Origin of the sequence: Arthrobacter citreus (genome assembly GCF_038405225.1) — a bacterium.
GTDB classification, from domain to species: Bacteria; Actinomycetota; Actinomycetes; order Actinomycetales; family Micrococcaceae; genus Arthrobacter_B; species Arthrobacter_B citreus_A.
The window spans coordinates 2,829,543-2,850,065 of sequence record NZ_CP151657.1; the positions used below are offsets into that span (position 1 = coordinate 2,829,543).

Genomic DNA, 20,523 nt, shown 5'->3' on the forward strand with positions numbered 1-20,523 from the left:
CGGGTTAGGGCTTGTTCTGTGACGTGGCGGAGCTCTGAGTATCACCTTCGGGCGCCGTGAGCTGGTCACGGACGTGCCGGCGCAGGACCTTGCCGATCAGGGAACGCGGCAAATCCGGAATCTGCACAATCCTGCGTGGCACCTTATACGCGGCCAGCTCGTTGCGGACATAGGTCCGCACCTCTTCGGCATCGAAGTGTGCATCCTGTTTCAAAACCACCGCCGCCACCACGTCTTCCCCGCCGCCGGCTTTCCCGATCCCGACGACGGCGGCATCGGCAATGCTTGAGTGGCGCTTGAGCGCTTCCTCCACTTCGGAGGGAGACACGTTAAAACCGCCGGTGATAATCAATTCCTTGATCCGGTCCTGGATCGTGACGAAGTGGTCATCATCAACGGTGACAATGTCACCGGTTCGGAACCATCCGCCGTCGAGCAGTGCCGCCTGGGTTTCCGCCGGCTTGTTCCAATATCCCTGGAACACCTGGGGGCCGCGGATCAGGAGTTCTCCCTGCTCGCCGTGCGAGCGGTCCACCTGCGGGTTTTCCGGATCCACCACCCGGATGTCGGTCAGCGGAAATGGAACACCCACGGTTCCGGGTTTGCGGGTGGGACCCATGGGATTCCCGATTGCCACGGGTGAAGTTTCGGTCAGCCCGTAACCCTCGATCAGGTAGCCTCCGGTAGCCTCTTCCCAGGCACTGACGGTGGCCGTCGGGAGGTTCATGGCCCCGGAGATCGCAAACCGCACGCCCTGCAGGGAGACACCCTGCTCATTGGCCGCGCTGACAATCCGGTCATAAATCGGCGGAACCGCCGGCAGGAACGTTGGCGGGGTCTTCTTGACGGCCTTAAGCACGAGGTCCGGATCAAACTTGGGAAACAGCACCAGCCGCGCTCCGAGGCTCATCGCGAAGGTCAGGCAGAGCGTGAGTCCGTAGGCATGGAACATGGGCAACACCGCGTAAAACGTTTCCTTGCCCGGGCGCAGCCCCGGAACCCAGGCCCGGCCCTGAGCGGCGTTGGCCATCAGATTGGCGTGCGTCAGCATGGCGCCCTTGGGTACGCCGGTGGTGCCGCTGGTGTACTGGATGACGGCCAGGTCCGAGGCCTCGGGCCGGGGGTGCCTGCGCCGCAGCGGCCGGTGATCCAGCAGCTTCTTCCAGGGCAGGATCAGGCGGGTGCTGCTGCGCGGAGTCTTGGACACGGTGAGGGCGCTGCGGGCCTTGCGGGCCGCCGGCACCGGCAGCTTCAGGGCCAGGCGGTTACCGAAGGGCATGCTGTCGACCAGGTTGACGGAGATGATGGTGCGCAGCGGAATATCGGCCGGCATGGCCTGCACTCGGTCCACGGCCTTGTCCCAGACGATGGCCACGGCGGCCCCGTGATCCTCGAACTGGTGGCGCAGCTCCCGGTCGGTGTACAGCGGGTTGTGTTCCACCACGATGGCGCCCAGGCGCAGGGCCGCGTAGAACGCCACAATGTGCTGCGGGCAGTTCGGCAGCACCAGGGCAACCCGGTCGCCTTTTTTCACGCCGAGCTTCCGGAGTCCGGTTGCAGCGCTGCGGATTTGTTCGCCCAGGGCCTGGTAACTGGTAACGGCGCCGAAGAACTGCAGCGCCGGTTTGGATCCGAACTTCCGGATCGACTCTTCCACCATGTCCACCAGGGATCCCTCGGGCAGGCGCAGGTCGGCGGGGACGCCTTCTCCGTAATGACGGGTCCAGGGGCGCGTCGGCTCGGTCAGGTCGGAGGAGGCTTGAGTACTCACATGCTCGACTTTAGCCGCTGCCCGGGGCCCCTCCCGCCTCGCATTGCCGCTACCTGCGCCAAATCTGCCTCCTGCTGGCCGCATGTTGCCTTCCTCGGGTTTCACTCTGTTCTCCGCTACACTGTTAGCTCGAAGGGGAGTAGCTCCGGCCCTCCCGCAGAATCAATCTTAGTGAACGCCCAGCGCGTGCACGGGACCCCTGCGGTGACGGCCGAGGTCTGTCGACATACTGGCCGCCACCGTGCGGCCCGGCATTCCACCCACAGCGCACTGCGCCGGGGCGAGCGAGACCTTCGGTCAGTTTCGCCATCAGCTGACCGGAGCACCCCGAACAGCTCCGGTCTTCCACCAGGAGCATTGTGAACACCCACCCCGCAGGCGCGCCTTCCGAACGCCCCCAGCCGCCGTCGTCGTCCGACCTGAGACGCTGGCGGCAGTACCTCGCCGATGAACGCGCCGAAGCCGACACCTACCGCTACCTGGCCGAGCGCCGCGACGGCGAAGAACGCGATATCCTCCTCGCCCTGGCCGAAGCCGAGGGCCGCCATGAGGCCCATTGGCGTGAAATGCTGGGCGAGGATGCGAACCGCCGCACCAAGGCGTCCCTGCGCAACCGGATGCTCGGGTTCCTGGCCCGCCGTTTTGGGTCGGTCTTTGTCCTGGCCCTGGCCCAGCGCGCCGAAGGCCGCTCCCCTTACGCAAGTGATCCGAACGCCACCAGTGCGATGGCCGCCGACGAGCAGATCCATGAGGAAGTGGTGCGCGGGCTGGCCACCAGGGGCCGGACCCGGCTGTCCGGAAACTTCAGGGCCGCGGTTTTCGGCGCCAACGACGGCCTGGTCTCCAACTTGGCCCTGGTCATGGGCATTGGTGCCACGGGCGTCTCCAGCGGCTTCATTCTTTTTAGCGGCCTGGCCGGCCTGCTGGCCGGTGCCCTGTCCATGGGTGCCGGAGAATATGTCTCGGTGCGCTCCCAGCGCGAGCTGCTCGAGGCCTCCCGCCCCACGCAGATCACGCTGGCCGCGGCGAAATCACTGGACATCGACGCCAACGAGCTGGTGCTGGTCTACCGGGCACGCGGCATGTCCCTCGAAGCGGCCGAGCACCGGGCTGCTGAACGCATGGGGCTGTACAGCTGCGACTGCGATCCCAGTTTTTCGCTGAACCCCGAAGCATCCGTTGAGGGGAATGACGAGCATGAAACCGTGGGCACCGGACTCGGCGCCGCACTGTCCAGCTTCTGCTTCTTCGCGTCCGGCGCCATCATCCCGGTCCTGCCGTACATCTTCGGGTTCACCGGACTCGCCGCCGTCATCATTTCCTGTGTCCTGGTGGGACTGGCGCTGCTGATGACCGGCGCCGTCGTCGGCCTGCTGTCCGGCGCGTCCCCGCTGAAGCGCGGTGTGCGTCAGCTGGCCATCGGGCTTGGCGCCGCCGGCGCCACCTACCTCCTGGGCATGCTGTTCGGCACCGGCGTCGCCTAGCGCCAGGCGCGGCGCCTTGCCTTTTTGCCCATCGCGGAGAACGATGCGGAGAAACTGCCGCTACTTCCGTAAGGATCATTCATGACCGTCCTGTCTCCTGTCCTGCCGCTGCGAAGCGGGGCATTGATCCCACAAATCGGCTTGGGCACGTGGCCAATGGACGACGACGAGGCGGCCAGCGCCGTCAACACCGCCGTCGGTCTCGGCTACCGCCACTTCGATACAGCCGAGAACTACGGCAATGAAAAGGGGGTCGGCGAAGGGCTGCGGCGCAGCGGTCTGGACCGCAGCGAAGCCTTCATCACCACCAAATTCAATAAGGAGTGGCACAGCTTCGACGGCGCCCGCCAGGCTGCGGAGGCCGCACTGCAGCGGCTGGGCACCGACTATGTTGATCTGCTGCTCATCCATTGGCCCAACCCGGGCCTGAACCGTTTCGTCGATGCTTTCCGCGGAATGCGCGCGGCCCAGGAAGACGGGCTGGTCCGCGCCATCGGGGTATCCAACTTCAAGCCCGCCCACCTGCAGCAGCTGGCGGACGCCGGTTTGGTTCCCGAGGTGAACCAGATTCAGCTGGATCCATACCGTCCACGCCGTGACGTCCGGGAATCCCATGCCCGCCTCGACATTGTGACCGAGGCCTGGAGCCCCCTGGGCAAGGGCACCGACCTGCTGAAGGACTCCCGCATTACGGCCCTGGCCGACAAATACGGCAGGACCCCTGCCCAGATCGTACTGCGCTGGGACGTCCAGTCCGGTCTTGTCACGATTCCCAAATCCGCCAACCCCCAGCGCATGGCTGAGAATCTGGACGTCTTCGGATTTGAGCTCGATGCCGAGGAGATGGCAGCCCTGGACGGCATGGAAACCGACGACCGCATCTCGGATTCGGATGTCTTCGGCCACTAGCAGCACGACTTTTCCACAGGTAAAACCACTCCATATCCCCGCCTCACGCACTCGGTTAGATTGAGCGGACCGGGGAGGGCCCGCGCCGCGGGCCCTCCCCGACTCACTTGATCGACCGCCGGGAGGTGCGCGGCTCCGCGTCATCAGCGCGGCTCCGCGGCAAGGGAAGGGAGAGTCATGGTTGCCTATGACGTCGACACTTCTGCCGTGATGGACGCGGTCCGAAGGACAGGAGCAGAGATTGCCGGCCTGGCGTCCGTTCCCTCCGAACTTCAGCGCAGCGTGCACACCCTGGAGGCCGCCCTCGGCGCCAGCCGGGTGGCCCGTGCCTTTACTGACTACGGCAACGGAGAACTCCTGCCCCGTTGGCGGTCCGTCCTGCACCGGGCGGAGGATGCGGTGCAGGGCATCAACCAAGCAGTGGCCGAGTATCTCCGCGCAGACGATGAGATGCGCGCCCGGGCTGAAGCTGCGGCAGCCGCCGTATCCGAGCCCTCCGGCAAACGCCCTAGTCATGCTTTCCCGCCCGTTGGCAGCCCCATCGCCCCGTCGGCACGGCCGGCTCCGGGTCCCAAGGCCGGAGCCGGAGATCCGCCGACGGCACGTCCGCTGCCCGCGCCGTTCCCGCAGCCGTTGCTGCCGCCACCGCAGGAACCGGAGCCGGAACCCGAAAGGCTGGTGCCCCTGCCCGGCCCGCCGCCCTGGAACCCGGAATGGCTGTTCCGCCCAGCGCTGCCGGGGCGCCCGCCCATCATCCCAGCGCGTGACTTGATGCTGCGGCTTCGTTTCCCCTGCCCCGGTCACTGGCATCCGAACCCCGGCTGCAGTCCGCGCTGGTGGGGGCCGGCATATCCGCCCGGCGGCTGGTATCCCCGCTGGCCTGAGCCCGGGCGCCCGCCCGGTAACTGGTTTCCGCGGTGGCCGGAGCCCGGACGGCCACCCCGTAACTGGTTTCCCCGCTGGCCGGAGCCCTGCCGGCCGCCTCAGGGGAGATTTCCGTGGTGGCCGGCCCGTCCGCTCCCGGGGCTGGTCCCGGATCCCCGGCATATTCCGCCTGGTGGGCATGAACTTGTTTGGCCATTGGAAACCCCACGATTGCCCTTCGCCTTAGCCGTTGGCAGTCCGGAAGCTGTGTCCAGGGGTACCTCCAGTGGAAAGTGGGGCCTGACATGAGCTCCGTTGATTTAAGCGGCACCGCGCACCTGCCGGCCGCCTCGGAGCTCCTGGCAGGTGCCGCCTCGCTTGTGAAGTACAGTTCCCGCGCCGGCGAGTCGATCAGCCGCGCCCGGGATCACTGGTCCCGGCTGTCAGAGACTTATGCCGCCCCGGAACAGCATCTTGTGCACCAGGCACTGGATGAACCGCACGCTGCCGGGCACTCAGCGCTCGATGCCGCCTGCCGTGTGGCGAAGGCACTGGAGACCTTTGCCACCGCCGCTGCCGACATCAGCAGGAGGCGGCTGGAGCTGCAGGAGGCGGTGGAGGAACTCCGCGGGAAAGACGGGCAGGACGCCATCCCGAGCGTGAACGTGTCCGGGTCCGGGTCCGGGTCCGATACTGGCATGACCTTTGCGGAAACCCTGCTGCAGGCCAGAGCAGACCAGTTGGCACAGGAACTGGTCACTGCCGAGGATCGGTGCATTGCAGTCCTGAACCAGTGTTCCGGGCGGTCCTGAACCGGTGTGCCGGGCGGTCCAACGGGAACCGGGGCAAGGGGTGCTGCAGAAGCCCGCAGGGTGTTTGCGGCAATTTGTGCGGCGCATCCTGTGCTTCCAGTTGGTCCTGTGATCAGGATATATGTGACACGGACCAGGATATATGCGCCGCGGCGAATGTGTATTTGGACACCCCCGCTCTCCCAAGTCCCTTAGGGCGGCGGGGATCCCAGCTCCGGTGACGCACCGTGGCCGCGTGAAAATTTGACTTGCGCATGGAAGCGGGAAACTGTAGTAGAGACTACGCATCACCACGTACCAGGTACGGAAGAAACGTATAAGAGGGGCAGCGCCGCTTTCATAACCCGGTAGTGCCATGCCCGCAGATGAATGCACACCTGCGAATCCGGGCCCCGGCCGCTCCTCTCCAGCTGCCCGATGAACCCCCCTGCGGGAACCGGGCATATCTTCCGTTAATCCAGGAAGAACCATCTAGGAAGGCCCTATGGCTAACATGACTGAGCCCACCCCGGATTCCGGGCAGGGCCCGGAAAGCCGCGGCGGAGCACTCCTCCACCCGGACTCCGGACCAGCAGCATCACACGTCGACCAGCTTCCCGCTGAGCCCGATGCAGATCCGGACCAGGAGCTGCTGGCGCAGCTTCGCGAGACCGAACAAGCACATGAAACCGCCCGCTCCACCGAGACACCCGCCAGACTGGACAAGGTCCTTTTCGGGGTAACCGGAGCCCTGGCCATTGCCTTCATTCTGTGGGGTTTCTTCGGCCGCGAGTCCCTGGCCACCTCGTCCCAGACAGCGCTGGACTGGGTTATGGAACACACCGGCTGGATGTTTGTCCTGCTGGCGTCCTTCTTTGTCGTCTTCGTCCTGTGGCTGGCTTTGGGCCGGTTCGGCAACATTCCCCTCGGCAAGGATGATGAGGAACCCGAGTACAAGACGCTCTCCTGGATTTCCATGATGTTCGCCGCCGGCATGGGCATTGGCCTCATGTTCTACGGTGTCGCGGAGCCGATGTTCCACTTCATTTCGCCGCCTCCGGGCACAGTGGACGGTGAGACTCCCGAAGCCATCCGGACGGCCATGGCCACCTCGGTCTTCCACTGGGGCCTGCATCCATGGGCCATGTACGCCATCGTGGGTATTGCCATGGCATACGGCACTTACCGGCTGGGAAGGAAGCAGCTGATTTCCTCCGCTTTCACTTCCCTGTTCGGCCGGGCACGAGTGGATGGACCGCTGGGCAAACTCCTCAACATCTTCGCCATCTTCGCCACATTGTTCGGCACTGCCGCCTCACTGGGCCTGGGTGCTCTCCAGATCGGCAGCGGGCTCGAGTCCCAGGGGTGGGTCGCCAGCGTTGGCACGCCCATTCTGGTGGCCATTGTCGCTATCCTGACCGCCTGCTTTGTTGCCTCTGCCATGTCCGGAATTTCCAAGGGCATCCAGTGGCTCTCCAACATCAACATGGGCCTGGCCGTGCTGCTGGCGATTATTGTCTTTATCGCCGGTCCGACCCTCTTCATCCTGAACGTCATTCCTTCCGCCATCGCCGACTATGCGGGGAACATGGCAGAGATGGCTTCTCGCACCGAGGCCGTTGGCGATGAGACGATGCGTGACTGGCTCTCGGGATGGACCATCTTCTACTGGGCCTGGTGGCTCTCCTGGACGCCTTTTGTGGGCATGTTCATTGCCCGCATCAGCCGCGGCCGCACTATCCGGCAGTTCGTGACCGGTGTCCTGCTGGTTCCCTTTGTCGTCACTATTCTCTGGTTCTCCATTTTCGGTGGCGGTGCCATTGGCACACAGCAAAACGCAGCGCCCGGCGATGCCGACGCCCTCATGGCAGCAGCAGGCTCGGATGCCGCATTGTTCGAGCTTTTCGCCCTGCTGCCCATGCCTAACCTGATAGCCGCGGCCGTTGGCATCCTGGCAATGGTCCTTGTGGGCATCTTCTTCATCACCGGAGCTGATTCCGCGTCCATCGTCATGGCATCGCTCAGCTCCAACGGTGCTGAGCACCCGGCGCGTGCCGTGGTGGTTTTCTGGGGCGTCCTGACCGGAGCCGTCGCCGCCGTCATGCTCTTGGCCGGCGGTGATGAGCCGTCCGCGGCACTTGATGCGCTTCAGCGCATCACCATCGTGGCAGCCCTGCCGTTTGCGCTGGTCATGCTTCTCATGACGGTGGCCCTGACCAAGGATCTGGCCCGCGACCCGATGGCTCTGCGCCGCCAGCTGACCAAGTCGGTGGTGGAGCGTGCCATCGCCGCCGGTGTGGATGAGCACGGCGGGTCGACCTTCGACCTCGCCACGCAGGAACACGACACCACGGCACATGACGTCATCACTCCCGCCCCCGTTCCGGCGCGTCCGGCAACGGCGGCAGCAGCGGAGAACGACGGCGACCTGCGTCCGCGCGGCTAACCGCAGCCGCTGAAAAGGCGCTGTAAGGCCGGCGCCCAACAAAAAGGGACCTGCCACCGGATATCGGTGGCAGGTCCCTTTGTTTGTTGCGGAAGGTTGTCGGTGACGCCTACTTGGATCCGGCTGCCTTCAGCTCCGTTTCCAGCTGCTCCAGGGACTTGCCCTGGGTCTCCGGCATGAAGCGCCGCACGAACAGGATGGCGCAGAGGCCCAGCCCCACGAAGATGAAGAACGTGCTGGAGATTCCCAGTCCGGCCATCAGCATCGGGAAGGAGAAGCCCACGGCGAAGTTGGCCATCCATTGCACGAACACTGAGAGTCCCATTCCCAGGCCGCGGACCCGCAGCGGGAAAATCTCCGCGATCATCAGCCAGGTCACCGGCGAGATGGAGCCCTGCTGGAAGGCCAGGAACGCAACGGTCAGGGACAGCACCACAAAGCCGCGGGCAGTGCCTTCGGCCATCGTCAGTGACGCCACGCCAATAAGCAGCAGTGTGGAGGACGTCCCGATCAGCCCGGTGATGAGCATGGGGCGCCGTCCCACCCTGCCGAGCAGCCAGATGCCCAGGATCGCTGCCGCAACGGACACGACGCCGTTGGCGATGTTAGCGGTCAGGGCTGCCTCGGTACCGAAACCGGCGTCGGCCAGGATCTGCGTGCCGTAGTACACGATCGCGTTGACGCCGGTGATCTGCTGGACCACTGACATGCCCATGCCGATCAGCAGCACCCGGAACAGCCACGGCTCGGCAAAGTCCTTCAGCGAGCCGCGGCGGGTGGTTTCATGGCTTGCCAGGGCGCGGACGTCGTCGTACTCCGTTTGTGCGTCCTCGGAGCTGCGGATTTTCTGCAGCACCGCCATCATCTGCGGATAGCGTCCCTGCGCGGCGAGCCAGCGCGGGCTCTCCGGCACAAACTTCATGCCGATCCACAGGGCGATGGCGGGAAGTGAGGCCACGGCCAGCATCCAGCGCCAGATGTGGTTCTCCTCGCCCCACACGTTGCCGATTACTGCATTGGTGGTGAACGCCGCCAGCTGGCCGGTGACGATCATCAGCTGGTCCCGGGTCACCATCTGTCCGCGCCGTGCGGCAGGGGCGATTTCGGACAGGAACATGGGCACGACGGCGGAGGCCCCGCCCACGGCCAGGCCGAGGACCACCCGGGCCACCACCATCAGTCCGATGGATGGCGCAACCGCAGTACCGAGAGCTCCGGCCAGGAAAACCACGGCCAGCATCATGAGCAGCCGGCGCCGGCCGAAGCGATCCGCAAGCTGCCCGGCGATGACGGCGCCAAAGGCGGCACCGAACAACAGGCTGGAGGTGATCAGGCCTTCGGTGAAGGGAGTCAGCCCCAGATCATCCTGCATGAAGGGCAGTGCACCGTTAATGACGCCGGTGTCATAACCGAACAGGAACCCGCCCAGGGTGGCGATCCAGGAGGCGCGGCCCAGGGCGCCGCGGTGGCGGCTGCTCCCCTGCTTCGCGGCTGCTCCGGGGGTAAGAAGTGTGGACATCAAAGGTCTTTCTGCGTATATCCGAGCGCACAAAACCCCCGTCGGTCGGAGATAATCCGGCCGACGGGGGTCTGCGTGCGTGTACTAGAGTGCTGCGAAAACTTCGCGCAGCAGGGTGGCGGTCTCGGACGGCGTCTTGCCGACCTTCACGCCGGCAGCCTCAAGGGCTTCCTTCTTGGCCTGTGCGGTTCCTGCGGAACCGGAGACGATGGCGCCTGCATGGCCCATGGTCTTGCCTTCGGGAGCCGTGAAGCCTGCCACGTAGCCGACAACCGGCTTCGTGACGTTGGCCTTGATGAACTCGGCGGCACGCTCTTCAGCGTCACCGCCGATTTCGCCGATCATGACGATGGCCTTGGTTTCGGGGTCAGCTTCGAACGCAGCCAGGGCGTCGATGTGCGTGGTGCCGATGACGGGGTCGCCGCCGATGCCGATTGCGGTGGAGAAGCCCAGGTCCCGCAGTTCGTACATCATCTGGTAGGTCAGGGTGCCGGACTTGGAGACCAGGCCGATCGGGCCCTTGGAGGTGATGTTGTTCGGGGTGATGCCAACCAGTGCCTCGCCCGGCGTGATGATGCCCGGGCAGTTCGGGCCGATGATGCGGGTGACCTGGTTGCCGTCGGCGTCCACCTTGGACTGGGCGTGGGCCCAGAACTCGGCGGAGTCCTGTACGGGGACACCTTCGGTGATGACGACGACGAGGCCGATGCCGGCGTCGATCGCTTCCATGACGGCGTCCTTGGTGAAGGCCGGCGGCACGAAGACGATGGAAACGTCGGCGTTGGTCTTGTCGATGGCCTCGGTGACGGTGCCGAAGACGGGCAGTTCCACGTCGCCGTGGGTAACCGTGGTTCCAGCCTTGCGGGCGTTAACGCCACCCACAACCTGGGTTCCGGCCTTGAGCATCAGGGCGGTGTGCTTGGTGCCTTCGCCGCCGGTGATGCCCTGAACGATGACCTTGGAGTCCTTGTTCAAAAAGATAGACATAAGGGGATTCTCTTTCTAAAAGGTTCGACAGGCTGGGGTCAGCGAGCGGCGTAAGCGAGCTCGGCAGCCTTGTCGGCGCCTTCGTCCATGGTGGTGGCCAGCGTGACCAGCGGGTGGTTGGCGTCGGCCAGGATGCGGCGGCCTTCTTCGACGTTGTTGCCGTCCAGGCGGACGACCAGCGGCTTGTTGGCTTCGTCGCCGAGGATTTCCAGGGCCTTGACGATGCCGTTGGCCACTGCGTCACAGGCGGTGATGCCGCCGAAGACGTTCACGAACACGGACTTGACCTGCTCGTCATTGAGGATGACGTCCAGGCCGGCAGCCATGACGGAAGCGGAAGCTCCGCCACCGATGTCCAGGAAGTTGGCCGGCTTGACGTTGCCGTGCTTCTCGCCGGCGTAGGCGACGACGTCGAGCGTGGACATGACCAGGCCTGCACCGTTACCGATGATGCCCACCTGGCCGTCAAGCTTGACGTAGTTGAGGTCGTTGGCCTTGGCCTTTGCCTCCAGCGGGTCGGCAGCGTCCTTGTCTTCCAGTTCGGCGTGGCCGGGCTGGCGGAAGTCTGCGTTTTCGTCCAGCGAGACCTTGCCGTCGAGGGCCAGGATCTCACCGTTGCCGGTGCGGACCAGCGGGTTGACCTCCACCAGGGTGGCGTCTTCCTTGACGAAGACGTCCCACAGCTTGAGGATCGCGTTGATGACGCCGTCGCGCAGTTCGGGAGCGAACCCTGCGGTGTCAACGATTTCTTCGGCCTTGGCCTGATCGATGCCGACGGCGGGATCAACGGCAACGCGGGCCAGGGCGTCGGGACGCTCAACAGCGAGGACCTCGATTTCCATGCCGCCTTCCACCGAGCACATGGCCAGGTAGTTGCGGTTGGCGCGGTCCAGAAGAACGGAGAAGTAGAACTCCTCGGCGATGTCGGCGCCCTGGGCGATCATCACGGTGTTGACGGTATGGCCCTTGATGTCCATGCCGAGGATGTCGGAAGCGTAGGAGAACGCCTCGTCAGCGGTCTTCGCGACCTTGACGCCGCCGGCCTTGCCGCGGCCACCGACCTTGACCTGTGCTTTGACGACAACTACGCCGCCAATCTTCTCGGCAGCAGCTTTTGCTTCTTCGGGAGTGTGCGCCACGATTCCGGCAAGCACGGGTACACCGTGCGCCTCAAACATATCGCGCGCCTGATATTCAAACAGGTCCACGGGCTAGTGTCCTTCTACGTCGAAGTAGGTTTACATTCGATCAGATGATCGCCGGAGCAAATGCGTCATGCCGGTCTGCCCCACTGGAACTTTAGTCGCTTGGCATCCAACGCCGCCCCCAGACTACCCCTTTAGTGATTAAGCGCACAGTTCTATGGTTTGTAGAATTTGCGGCGGGTGGGTTATGTCTGCGGGGCTTGACCGCGGTCAGGATTCCTTGGTCAGCGGCGCGTAACGCAGCAGCAGGCGCTTCTCTCCGACGTCGAACTTCACCTTTGCCACGGTCTTGTCGCCCGCGCCTTCGACCGCCAGGACGGTTCCGTGGCCGAAGGTGGTGTGGTTGACCTTGTCCCCCACCCCCACGGAGATGACCTCTTTCTGCGGCTGGACCCGGCCAATGGCCTTGGAGACCGGTGCCGCGGCGATGCTGCCGCCCGTCCCTGAGCCCGACGCCGAACCAGCACCCCAGGAGGATCCTCCGTAGCGGCTGGAGCCGGAGCCGGTGCTGCCGCCCCACGTGGGCCGGTCCATGCCCTCGCGCTTCCAGTCGATCAGTTCTCCCGGGATCTCGCCGACAAACTGGCTGGCCGGGTTGTACTGGCTTTGCCCCCACATGCTGCGCACTTCCGAGCGCGTAATGTACAGGCGTTTCCGTGCCCGGGTGAGGCCCACGTAGGCGAGCCGGCGTTCCTCGGCCAGTTCCGCGGGGTCGGTGGCGGAGCGCTGGTGCGGGAACAGCCCCTGCTCCATGCCGGTCAGGAAGACCACTGGGAATTCCAGGCCCTTGGCGGTGTGCAGCGTCATCAGCGTGACCACGCCCTGACGGCGGGATTCCTCGACGGCGGCTGCCACTTCCTCGGCGGAGCCTTCGGGGGCATCGGGGATGGAATCGGCGTCGGCTACGAGGGAGACCTGTTCGAGGAACTCTCCCAGGGAGCCCTCCGGGTTTTCCTTTTCGTATTCGCGGACCACAGCGACGAGTTCGGCGAGGTTCTCCACCCGTGATTCGTCCTGCGGATCCGCGGAGGACCGCAGCTGGGCCAGATAGCCGGTCTGCTCCAGCACCGCTTCCAGGGCGGCGGAGGCCCCGGACCCGTTGGCCACCTCGGCGAGGTCGTCAATGAGCTTGACGAAACCGTTGACCGCATTGAGTGAACGGGTGGCCAGTCCCGGAGCTTCCGCTGCCCGGCGGAGGGCAGCCATGAACGAAATCCGCTCCCGTTCGGCCAGGGCGGCCACGGAGTATTCGGCCCGGTCGCCGATGCCGCGCTTGGGTTCGTTCAGGATCCGGCGCAGGTTCACGACGTCGTCGGAATTCACCAGCACCCGCAGGTAGGCCAGCGCGTCCTTAATTTCCTTGCGCTCGTAGAACCGGGTGCCACCCACCACCTTGTAGGGCAGCCCCACCCGGACCAGGACGTCTTCCAGGGAACGGGACTGGGCGTTGGTGCGGTAGAACACCGCCACGTCTCCCGGGCGCAGGTTTTCCTCATCCTGCAGCCGGTCGATTTCCTCGGCGATGAACCGCGCTTCCTCGTGTTCGTTCTCACCGACGTAACCGATGATCTTTTCGCCGCTGCCCTCGGCCGTCCACAGGCGTTTTTCGGGCCTGTTGGGGTTGCGGGAAATCACTGCGTTGGCGGCGTTCAGGATGTTTTGGGTGGAGCGGTAGTTCTGCTCCAGCAGGATGGTCCTCGCGGAGGGGTAGTCCTTCTCGAAGTCCACGATGTTGCGCACATCGGCGCCGCGGAAGGCATAGATGGACTGGTCGGAGTCGCCCACCACCGTCAGCTCGGCCGGCGGTATCTCCAGGGTGTTGCCCCCGCCGGGCACGCCCACGAGTTCACGCACCAGCGCGTACTGGGCGTGGTTGGTGTCCTGGTACTCGTCCACCAGGATGTGGCGGAACCGGCGGCGGTAGTATTCCGCGACACCCGGGAACGCGCGGAACATGTACACCGTCTGCGCAATCAGATCATCGAAGTCCATGGCGTTGGCCGAGCGCATGCGCTCCGTGTAGCCCTTGTAGACGTCGGCCACGGCCTGCTCGAAAGGATCGGCCAGGTTGGCGGTCGAGGCGAACGTTTCATCGTCGATCAGTTCGTTTTTCAGCGCCGAGATCTTATGCATGATCATCTTGGGCGTGAAGCGCTTGGGATCAAGATCCAGCCCCTTGGCCACCAGCGTGATCAGGCGCAGCGAGTCTGCGGAGTCGTAGATCGAGAAGTTGGAATTCATCCCCACGGACTTGGCCTCGCGGCGAAGGATCCGCACGCAGGAGGAGTGGAAGGTGGAAATCCACATGGTTTTCGCGACGCCGCCCACGAGGGCCTCGATGCGTTCACGCATTTCCGCGGCGGCCTTGTTCGTGAAGGTGATCGCCAGGATCTGGCCCGGATTGGAACGTCCGGTGGCCATCAGGTACGCGATCCGGTGGCTGAGCACACGGGTTTTGCCGGAGCCGGCTCCGGCGACGATCAGCAGCGGTGAACCGCCGTGCTTAACGGCCTCTTCCTGCTGCGGGTTCAATCCCTGCAGCAGGTCCGCCGCCCGTTGTTCATCCGCGCGGGAGGCCTTCCCCTGTCGCTGCGCAGGGCTCTGGGCGGGTTCCGCGTCAGCGGACTCCCCCCGGGCGTCGGTGGCGCTGGAGGAGTCCGTTTTAGCGGCTGAAAAGTACGGATCAAAAAGATAGTCCATGGTGTTCTTAAGTCTAGGTGCTGCCGCCGACTCTTTCCGGCGGGTCCACACCCGGGCTAAACGGAGGCCAGGGCACCGCTGATTTCACGCACGGCGGAGGGCGTCCCGGCGATGTGCCAGCGGTAGCCGTGCACCACGGTGACTGCGGTGCTGCCGCCTGCCGCCCGAACAATGGCCTTGCCCGGCAGCCAGTCCCATTCCGGGCAGCTGTGCTGGAACCACGCCCCCAGCCGTCCGGACGCGACACCGCCAAGATCACAGGAACCCGATCCCAGCATGCGGATGGTTGCTGTCCGCGCGGCTGCGGCTGTCCACGGGCCAGCCACCTCCGGACGCAGCAGCCAGGTCGGATGCAGATAGGTCCCGGCGCTGAGGCGGTCCAGGGGCGCGTCATCCAGCCGGGGAAGCGGAGCACCGTTGAGAGTTGCGGGATGATCCTCCCCGCCCAGCCACAGCCGGTCTTCCTGGGGCTGATAGATGGCACCCAGCAGCACTTCGGGATCCCCGTTCAGGGATTCAGGTTCGTCCGCCTTCAGGGCAAGGGCAGAGCACCAGTACGTGGATCCGGCGAAGAAGTTGTAGGTGCCGTCCACCGGATCAATCACCCAGGACCGGCCGGAGGTGCCGGTGACACTGGCCCCCTCCTCACCCACAATCCCGTCATGGGGCCGCAGCCTGCGGAGCCTGTCCACCACCAGCTTTTCCGCGGCGTGGTCGGCGGCGGTCACGACGTCGGACACCGTGGTTTTCGAAGTGGCGGTCAGTCCCTGAGAGCGCATGCGCAGGGCCAGCGCACCGGCGTCGCGCACCAGTTCCGCGGCAAGGGAGAAGTCGTCATCTGTTGCCTTAACACTCATGCAGCCACCCTATCGGGCAGACCCGGTCCCGGGGGAAGAGTCGGGGAAGAAGGAACTGCGGCGGTTCGGACCCGGGTCGGAAGGTCCGTGGGCTTGGGGCCGTCTCGGGATCCCGGGCGAGGTTAGTTCGGGGCCGGGAGGGGCGATCCGTCAGGGGTTACCCCGACAACGTTGCTGTCCGCGGCCTGCGCCGGAACTCCCGCATCAGGTCCGGCAACGGCCGGGACCGTGGCAGGGGTTTTACCTGTCCGCCGAACCGCGCGCATGATGGGACGCTCCAGCAGGATCCAGCTGGCCACAGCGGGGATAAAGGTCAGGACTGCCGCGATGCAAATGTAGGCTGTCAGGCCGTGCTCGTGCAGTCCGTACAGAGCGAGCAGCTGCTGCACCGGAAAAGCGTAGATGTAGATGCCATATGAAACGTCGTTCTTCTTGATGAGCCGGGGCGATGGCAGCCACAGCGATATCCACAGCAGGCCGTAGGCGATGAATGCTCCGGAAGCTCCGCCGCCCCAAGCCGGGAAAAATGCCGTCAGGGCCGCTGCTGCGGCAAGGGACAGTATGGCGGGAAGCCAGTGGATGCCAATCCGGTGTTTCCAGACGTAGACCACCGCGCCGCCCAGGAAGAACGGCAGCAGGTGCACCAGCATTTCGAATTCATAGTTCGCCTGGGCGTAGGGCGAGACCCTGACCATGAACACGTTGGCCGCCACAGACAGGAGGAAGAAGATCGTCAGTGGCCAGGGGGACTTCCGCACCAGCGCAAAGAGCCCGATAAACGCCACGATCAGATAACAGCAAAACTCGAAGTAAATGCTCCAGAGCGAGCCGTTCCACACTCCCGCGTACGGGACAGCGGCAGGCGTGCCGGCAACGTCGTACACTGACATCCGCAGGCCCAGGTTGCTGAACACGTAGTTGAAGGGCGTGGTTGCCGCACCCAGGAACCCGTCCAGTGATCCGTTGGCCTTGACGTAGCCAACGGGTGCAAACATTCCCGCCACCACAATCAGGCAGATGACAAAGGCCGGAACAATCCGTGCCACCCGGTGGACCAAGTAGTCCCCCAGGCTGTGGGTGAAGCGGCTGTGCGTAATGAGGTATCCACTGATCACAAAGAAGCCCGCAACGGCCCAGCCGCCGAGGGTGTCTCCGGCGAAGGCTGGGGAATTCTCCGTGCCGGAAAGCGGCCAGGCATGATGCACCAGCACCGCCAGCGCGAAAATCAGCCGGATCAGGTTCAGGCTGTTGTTCCGGGAGTCAAAGGACTTGCCCACCCATAGGCCGCCGTCTGCGGGGCTTTTTCCCAATGTGGCCTCCAGAAGGCGTAGATAACCTGTCCATGCTAGCGGATTGGCGTTCTGCTCCCCGCGCAGGTCAGGACGCGGTCGCCGGCGCTGTTGCTGCCGGCGATACTCTGTAGACATGGGAAAAACTCCGGCACAGCGGGCGGCCAAGCACGGCGAGAAGGCTGCCCTGCCCCCGCACTTAGCGAACCAGGCCACGCCGCGCTCACCTCAGCAGGCCAAGAGCAACGCGAACCTGATCCTCATAGCTGCGGTGGCCACCACACTGTTCATGTTCTTTTACCTGCATCTGATGGTGCTGAGCCAGATGACCCAGATTTCCGGCGGGATGTCGATGCCGGACTCACTCGTGGGCGGCTACAGCATGGAGTACCTGAACGATCTGCGCTCTGTCATGGATGAGGATGCCCTCGGCCAGCTCAGTTACGTGCACAAAACCGCCGGGACGATTTTTCCGCTCATGTTCGGTTTCACCTGGCTGCTGATCATCGGCTTGAATGCGCGCGGCCGCGCCAAGCGCTGGGTGCTGTGGGCGGCGCCGATCCTCTTTGTCATTGTTGATCTGTGGGAGAACGTCGTGATTGACGCGGCTTTGGGGGCAGAAACCCTGTCCAGCTCAGATGCAGCCCTGGCCAGTGCCCTGACCATAGCCCGCTGGGTGCTTTTCGGATTGAGCCTTGTGGCGTCAGCCGTTGCCGTGTTCGGCCGTCGCGGTCCCAAAACCCCCTAACCGAAGGCCAAAAGTACCGAAGCCCAAAATTTAAGGGCCCCGCCGGAAACATTCCGGCGGGGCCCTTGGTTTTGCTGCTTCACCTTCTGAAGTTCACGTTCGGTACGTCATTTTACGTTCCGCCGAGAACCCTGCGGCCAGGTGTGCCAGCAGCTAGCTGACGTTGGCGCGGTGGGCCCCGGCGGGAGCCGTCTCAAGTTTCGGACCCGAGTCCTGCCCCGGCTGCGCCTCGTGCCGGCCGCCGGTTCCACCCTCGCCTGAGGGCTTGGAGGGCCACCAGAACTTCTCGCCCAGGGTGAAGGCCAGTGCCGGAACAATGACCGTCCGCACCACCAGGGTGTCCAGCAGCACGCCGATGGCCACGGTAATGCCCACCTGGGTTAGCGTGACCAGGGGCAGCACGCCGAGGACGGCAAACACAGCGGCCAGCAGGATGCCGGCACTGGTGATCACGCCGCCGGTGGACCGCAGGGCACTGAGCATGCCCTGCTTGGTGCCCATGGTCATGGCGTTCTCCCGGGCCCGGGTGGTGAGGAAGATGTTGTAGTCCACGCCCAGGGCCACCAGGAAGATGAACGAGTACAGCAGCGTGAGCGTATCCAGGGCCGGGAAGCCGAGGACGTTCACGAACAGGAACCAGCTGATGCCGGTGCTCGCAACGAAGGTCAGGAGCACTGAGGCAACCAGCAGCACCGGCGCCACGAGGCTGCGCAGCAGCACCAGCAGGACCAGGAACACGAGGATGATCACGGAGGTGACCACCAGGGTGAGGTCATGCTGGTTTGCGGCCAGCTGGTCCACGCGCTCGGCTGCTTCTCCGCCAACCAGCGCGCCGTACTCCGGGGTGGCGGCAAGGTCGGCACGCAGGTCCTCGATGAATTCGTTGGACTCGGCGGTGCCCGGCTCGTAAGTGTCGATGATGTCGATGCGCGTCAGTCCGTCGTGCTCCGAGGCCGCTTCGGCTCCCGAGACGCTTTCCAGGGCTGATACTTCCTCGATCACCGCGTCGGCGCTCTCTGAGTTGACCAGGACGATCACCGGTGAGGATGAACCTGCGGGGAAGCCTTCGGCCAGCGTCTCTGCGGCCGTAACGGCCTGCGGCTTCTCGGTGAACTGCTCATTTTCGCTCAGACCGATCTGAACGTTGAACAGGAGTCCGCCGGCAGCCAGCAGGACGACGACGGCGGCACCGGCAATGCGCTTGGGCGCGCGGGCCGTGGCCTCACCGAGCTTGCCCCAGAACTTGCCTTCACGGGCGGCGTCGCCGACCTTAGGCACGAACGGCCAGAACAGCTTTCGGCCCAGCAGCACCAGGGCGGCGGGCAGGATGAAGAGCGCACTGAGGATGGCCAGGACAATGCCCGTGGCGGCCGAGAAGCCCAGTCCGCGGTAGCTCAGGGTGTCCGTGAAGAGCAACACCAGAAGGGCCAGGATGACGGTTCCGCCGGAGGCGATAATGGCTTCCCGCGTCCGGGAGAGTGCCTTGCCCATCGCGGCGTACTTGGACTCGTGGATGCGGAGTTCCTCGCGGTAGCGCGCGATCAGCAGCAGGGCGTAGTTGGTGGCTGCACCAAAGACCAGCACGCTGGTAATGCCCACCGCTGAGGGGTCGACGTCGATACCGACCACCGGTGCCAGCAGGTCAACAACCTTCAAGGCGGACTGCTCGATGGTTGCCACCACCGCCAGCGGCACAAGCCAGAGCCACGGTGACCGGTAGGTGATGAGCAGCAGCAGGGCGACCACACCGGCCGTGACGGTCAGCAGGATGAAGTTGGCGCCCGAGAAAACCCCGGCCAGATCGGCGGTGAATGCTGCCCCACCGGTCAGCTGTGCGGTCAGTCCGTCCGGTGCCGCATCTGAAATGCCTTCGCGGAGGCTCTCCACTTCGGCCGACACGGCGTCGCCGTCGTCGGCCGCTGCCTGCAGCGTGACCGGAACCAGGCCCACCAGCTTGTTTTCGGAGACAATCGGGGGCACCTGCGGCGGCGGGCCAACGGCGCCAAGTTCGGCTGCTGCGGCATTGATGTCCGCGATGGCCGCCTGATCGGCGTCGGTCATCGGCTCCCCGTCTTCCCGGGACACCACAATCAGTGCGGTGGACTCCTGGGCGTCAGGGAACTCTTCCAGGAGCTCATTGACCTGGGTTGTCTGGTACTCCTCGTCGAGGCCGCCCACCGTGGACGCCTCATTCTCCTGTGCCGGCAAAGCAAAGAGGCCGATGACGACCGCAAGGCTCAGCAGCAGCGTGATCCAGGCCGCTTTGGCCGATTTCACAATCCCTGCGTTCATGTTCCGCTCCTGGTGCAAATAAAGTATCTCCTCGAAAAAGTATCTCAATTTTAGAGATACTTCAAGGTAGAGTTACAATATGAGGGTGGAAGAGAACGGCCTTCGGCGGGATATCGTCAACGGAATCCGCGGCATGGCGCTGGATGGACAGCGGGTCGCGGATACTTTTGCGCACCGGGAAGGGCTCAACGCCACCGACATGCGGGCACTGACGCTGATCATGGAAGCCGAATCCCGCCGCGAAGCCCTCACCGCCGGGCAACTCAGTGCCAAGCTGGGCACATCCACGGGAGCCACAACGGCGGTCATTGACCGGCTTGAGCGCATCGGGCATATTCACCGCAACCGGGAACACGCCGACCGCCGGAAGGTGACCCTGCATTTCGAGCCGCTGGCCATGCAGCTGGCCGCTGCCTACTTCGGCCCCCTTGGCGCGCTGACGGACGACGTCATGAGCCGATACTCCACGGAAGAACTCGAAACGGTGCGCCGGTTCATGGCGGACATGCGCCAGGCCTACGCCGATCATCAGGCGGCACTGGCTGAGCCCCGTTCCACTGAAGCCGATGCCGGCCCCGGTGCCGGCGGAGATGCAGGTCCGGACGCCGGCACGGAACAACACGCACGGTAACGGATGCAGCATGCCGGCCGCAGAAGCAGG

General features: G+C 64.7%; 15 protein-coding genes and 1 pseudogene. 7 read left to right on the top strand and 9 right to left on the bottom strand.

Features of this window, described 5'->3' with window-relative positions; translation table 11 throughout:
* Positions 1-4: 4 nt before the first annotated feature.
* Positions 5-1,771: a long-chain-fatty-acid--CoA ligase gene (locus tag AAE021_RS13035; RefSeq protein WP_342022766.1), complete on the bottom strand. Its 1,767-nt coding sequence runs from the start codon at positions 1,769-1,771 to the stop codon at positions 5-7.
* A 359-nt stretch (positions 1,772-2,130) separates the two neighbouring features.
* On the opposite strand from AAE021_RS13035, the gene AAE021_RS13040 reads away from it, so the two are divergent.
* The 3 genes and pseudogenes from AAE021_RS13040 to AAE021_RS18120 all read left to right on the top strand — a co-directional run.
* Positions 2,131-3,255 carry a VIT1/CCC1 transporter family protein gene (locus AAE021_RS13040; RefSeq protein WP_342022767.1) on the top strand — a complete coding sequence of 375 codons (1,125 nt, stop codon included), beginning with the start codon at positions 2,131-2,133 and terminating at the stop codon, positions 3,253-3,255.
* Between the two features lie 81 nt (positions 3,256-3,336).
* Positions 3,337-4,164, top strand: coding sequence for an aldo/keto reductase (locus tag AAE021_RS13045; RefSeq protein WP_342022768.1), 828 nt, complete (start codon positions 3,337-3,339; stop codon positions 4,162-4,164).
* A 210-nt stretch (positions 4,165-4,374) separates the two neighbouring features.
* A pseudogene (locus tag AAE021_RS18120) lies at positions 4,375-4,611 on the top strand (hypothetical protein); the annotation flags it as partial.
* Between the two features lie 304 nt (positions 4,612-4,915).
* Here AAE021_RS18120 and AAE021_RS13050 read toward each other — a convergent pair.
* The gene (locus AAE021_RS13050; RefSeq protein ID WP_342022769.1) at positions 4,916-5,245 is read right to left on the bottom strand and encodes a hypothetical protein; all 330 of its coding nucleotides are present in this window, start codon (positions 5,243-5,245) and stop codon (positions 4,916-4,918) included.
* 88 nt (positions 5,246-5,333) lie between these two features.
* Here AAE021_RS13050 and AAE021_RS13055 point away from each other — a divergent pair, with 88 nt between their 5' ends.
* The gene (locus tag AAE021_RS13055; RefSeq protein WP_342022770.1) at positions 5,334-5,840 is read left to right on the top strand and encodes a hypothetical protein; all 507 of its coding nucleotides are present in this window, start codon (positions 5,334-5,336) and stop codon (positions 5,838-5,840) included.
* 484 nt (positions 5,841-6,324) lie between these two features.
* Positions 6,325-8,265 (top strand): BCCT family transporter, encoded by a 1,941-nt coding sequence (locus AAE021_RS13060; RefSeq protein ID WP_342022771.1) that lies wholly within the window; start codon positions 6,325-6,327, stop codon positions 8,263-8,265.
* Between the two features lie 109 nt (positions 8,266-8,374).
* On the opposite strand, the gene AAE021_RS13065 is transcribed toward AAE021_RS13060, so the two are convergent.
* The 6 genes from AAE021_RS13065 to AAE021_RS13090 form a co-directional block, all read right to left on the bottom strand.
* A complete protein-coding gene (locus AAE021_RS13065) occupies positions 8,375-9,784 on the bottom strand; it encodes a sugar porter family MFS transporter (protein WP_342022772.1) in 1,410 nt (469 codons plus the stop codon).
* Positions 9,785-9,868: 84 nt separating this feature from the next.
* A complete protein-coding gene (gene sucD / locus AAE021_RS13070) occupies positions 9,869-10,771 on the bottom strand; it encodes a succinate--CoA ligase subunit alpha (protein WP_342022773.1) in 903 nt (300 codons plus the stop codon).
* 38 nt (positions 10,772-10,809) lie between these two features.
* Positions 10,810-11,979 carry an ADP-forming succinate--CoA ligase subunit beta gene (gene sucC, locus AAE021_RS13075; RefSeq protein WP_342022774.1) on the bottom strand — a complete coding sequence of 390 codons (1,170 nt, stop codon included), beginning with the start codon at positions 11,977-11,979 and terminating at the stop codon, positions 10,810-10,812.
* A gap of 207 nt (positions 11,980-12,186) precedes the next feature.
* Complete coding sequence (gene pcrA, locus AAE021_RS13080) at positions 12,187-14,676, bottom strand: DNA helicase PcrA (RefSeq protein ID WP_342022775.1); 2,490 nt, start codon at positions 14,674-14,676, stop codon at positions 12,187-12,189.
* A 56-nt stretch (positions 14,677-14,732) separates the two neighbouring features.
* Complete coding sequence (locus AAE021_RS13085) at positions 14,733-15,533, bottom strand: inositol monophosphatase family protein (RefSeq protein ID WP_342022776.1); 801 nt, start codon at positions 15,531-15,533, stop codon at positions 14,733-14,735.
* Between the two features lie 122 nt (positions 15,534-15,655).
* A complete protein-coding gene (locus AAE021_RS13090) occupies positions 15,656-16,843 on the bottom strand; it encodes an acyltransferase (protein WP_342022777.1) in 1,188 nt (395 codons plus the stop codon).
* A 115-nt stretch (positions 16,844-16,958) separates the two neighbouring features.
* On the opposite strand from AAE021_RS13090, the gene AAE021_RS13095 reads away from it, so the two are divergent.
* Positions 16,959-17,570 carry a hypothetical protein gene (locus AAE021_RS13095; protein ID WP_342022778.1) on the top strand — a complete coding sequence of 204 codons (612 nt, stop codon included), beginning with the start codon at positions 16,959-16,961 and terminating at the stop codon, positions 17,568-17,570.
* A 153-nt stretch (positions 17,571-17,723) separates the two neighbouring features.
* On the opposite strand, the gene AAE021_RS13100 is transcribed toward AAE021_RS13095, so the two are convergent.
* Positions 17,724-19,862 (bottom strand): MMPL family transporter, encoded by a 2,139-nt coding sequence (locus tag AAE021_RS13100; protein WP_342022779.1) that lies wholly within the window; start codon positions 19,860-19,862, stop codon positions 17,724-17,726.
* Between the two features lie 79 nt (positions 19,863-19,941).
* Here AAE021_RS13100 and AAE021_RS13105 point away from each other — a divergent pair, with 79 nt between their 5' ends.
* On the top strand, positions 19,942-20,493 hold the full coding sequence (locus tag AAE021_RS13105) for a MarR family winged helix-turn-helix transcriptional regulator (protein WP_342022780.1): 552 nt from the start codon (positions 19,942-19,944) through the stop codon (positions 20,491-20,493).
* Positions 20,494-20,523: the final 30 nt, after the last annotated feature.

Coding starts and splice junctions, on each gene's coding strand:
- AAE021_RS13045 (WP_342022768.1), top strand. CDS start 3,337: ATGACCGTCCTGTCTCCTGTCCTGCCGCTGCGAAGCGGGGCATTGATC.
- AAE021_RS13050 (WP_342022769.1), bottom strand. CDS start 5,245: ATGGCCAAACAAGTTCATGCCCACCAGGCGGAATATGCCGGGGATCCG.
- AAE021_RS13055 (WP_342022770.1), top strand. CDS start 5,334: ATGAGCTCCGTTGATTTAAGCGGCACCGCGCACCTGCCGGCCGCCTCG.
- AAE021_RS13060 (WP_342022771.1), top strand. CDS start 6,325: ATGGCTAACATGACTGAGCCCACCCCGGATTCCGGGCAGGGCCCGGAA.
- AAE021_RS13065 (WP_342022772.1), bottom strand. CDS start 9,784: ATGTCCACACTTCTTACCCCCGGAGCAGCCGCGAAGCAGGGGAGCAGC.
- sucD (WP_342022773.1), bottom strand. CDS start 10,771: ATGTCTATCTTTTTGAACAAGGACTCCAAGGTCATCGTTCAGGGCATC.
- pcrA (WP_342022775.1), bottom strand. CDS start 14,676: ATGGACTATCTTTTTGATCCGTACTTTTCAGCCGCTAAAACGGACTCC.
- AAE021_RS13085 (WP_342022776.1), bottom strand. CDS start 15,533: ATGAGTGTTAAGGCAACAGATGACGACTTCTCCCTTGCCGCGGAACTG.
- AAE021_RS13095 (WP_342022778.1), top strand. CDS start 16,959: ATGGGAAAAACTCCGGCACAGCGGGCGGCCAAGCACGGCGAGAAGGCT.
- AAE021_RS13100 (WP_342022779.1), bottom strand. CDS start 19,862: ATGAACGCAGGGATTGTGAAATCGGCCAAAGCGGCCTGGATCACGCTG.
- AAE021_RS13105 (WP_342022780.1), top strand. CDS start 19,942: ATGAGGGTGGAAGAGAACGGCCTTCGGCGGGATATCGTCAACGGAATC.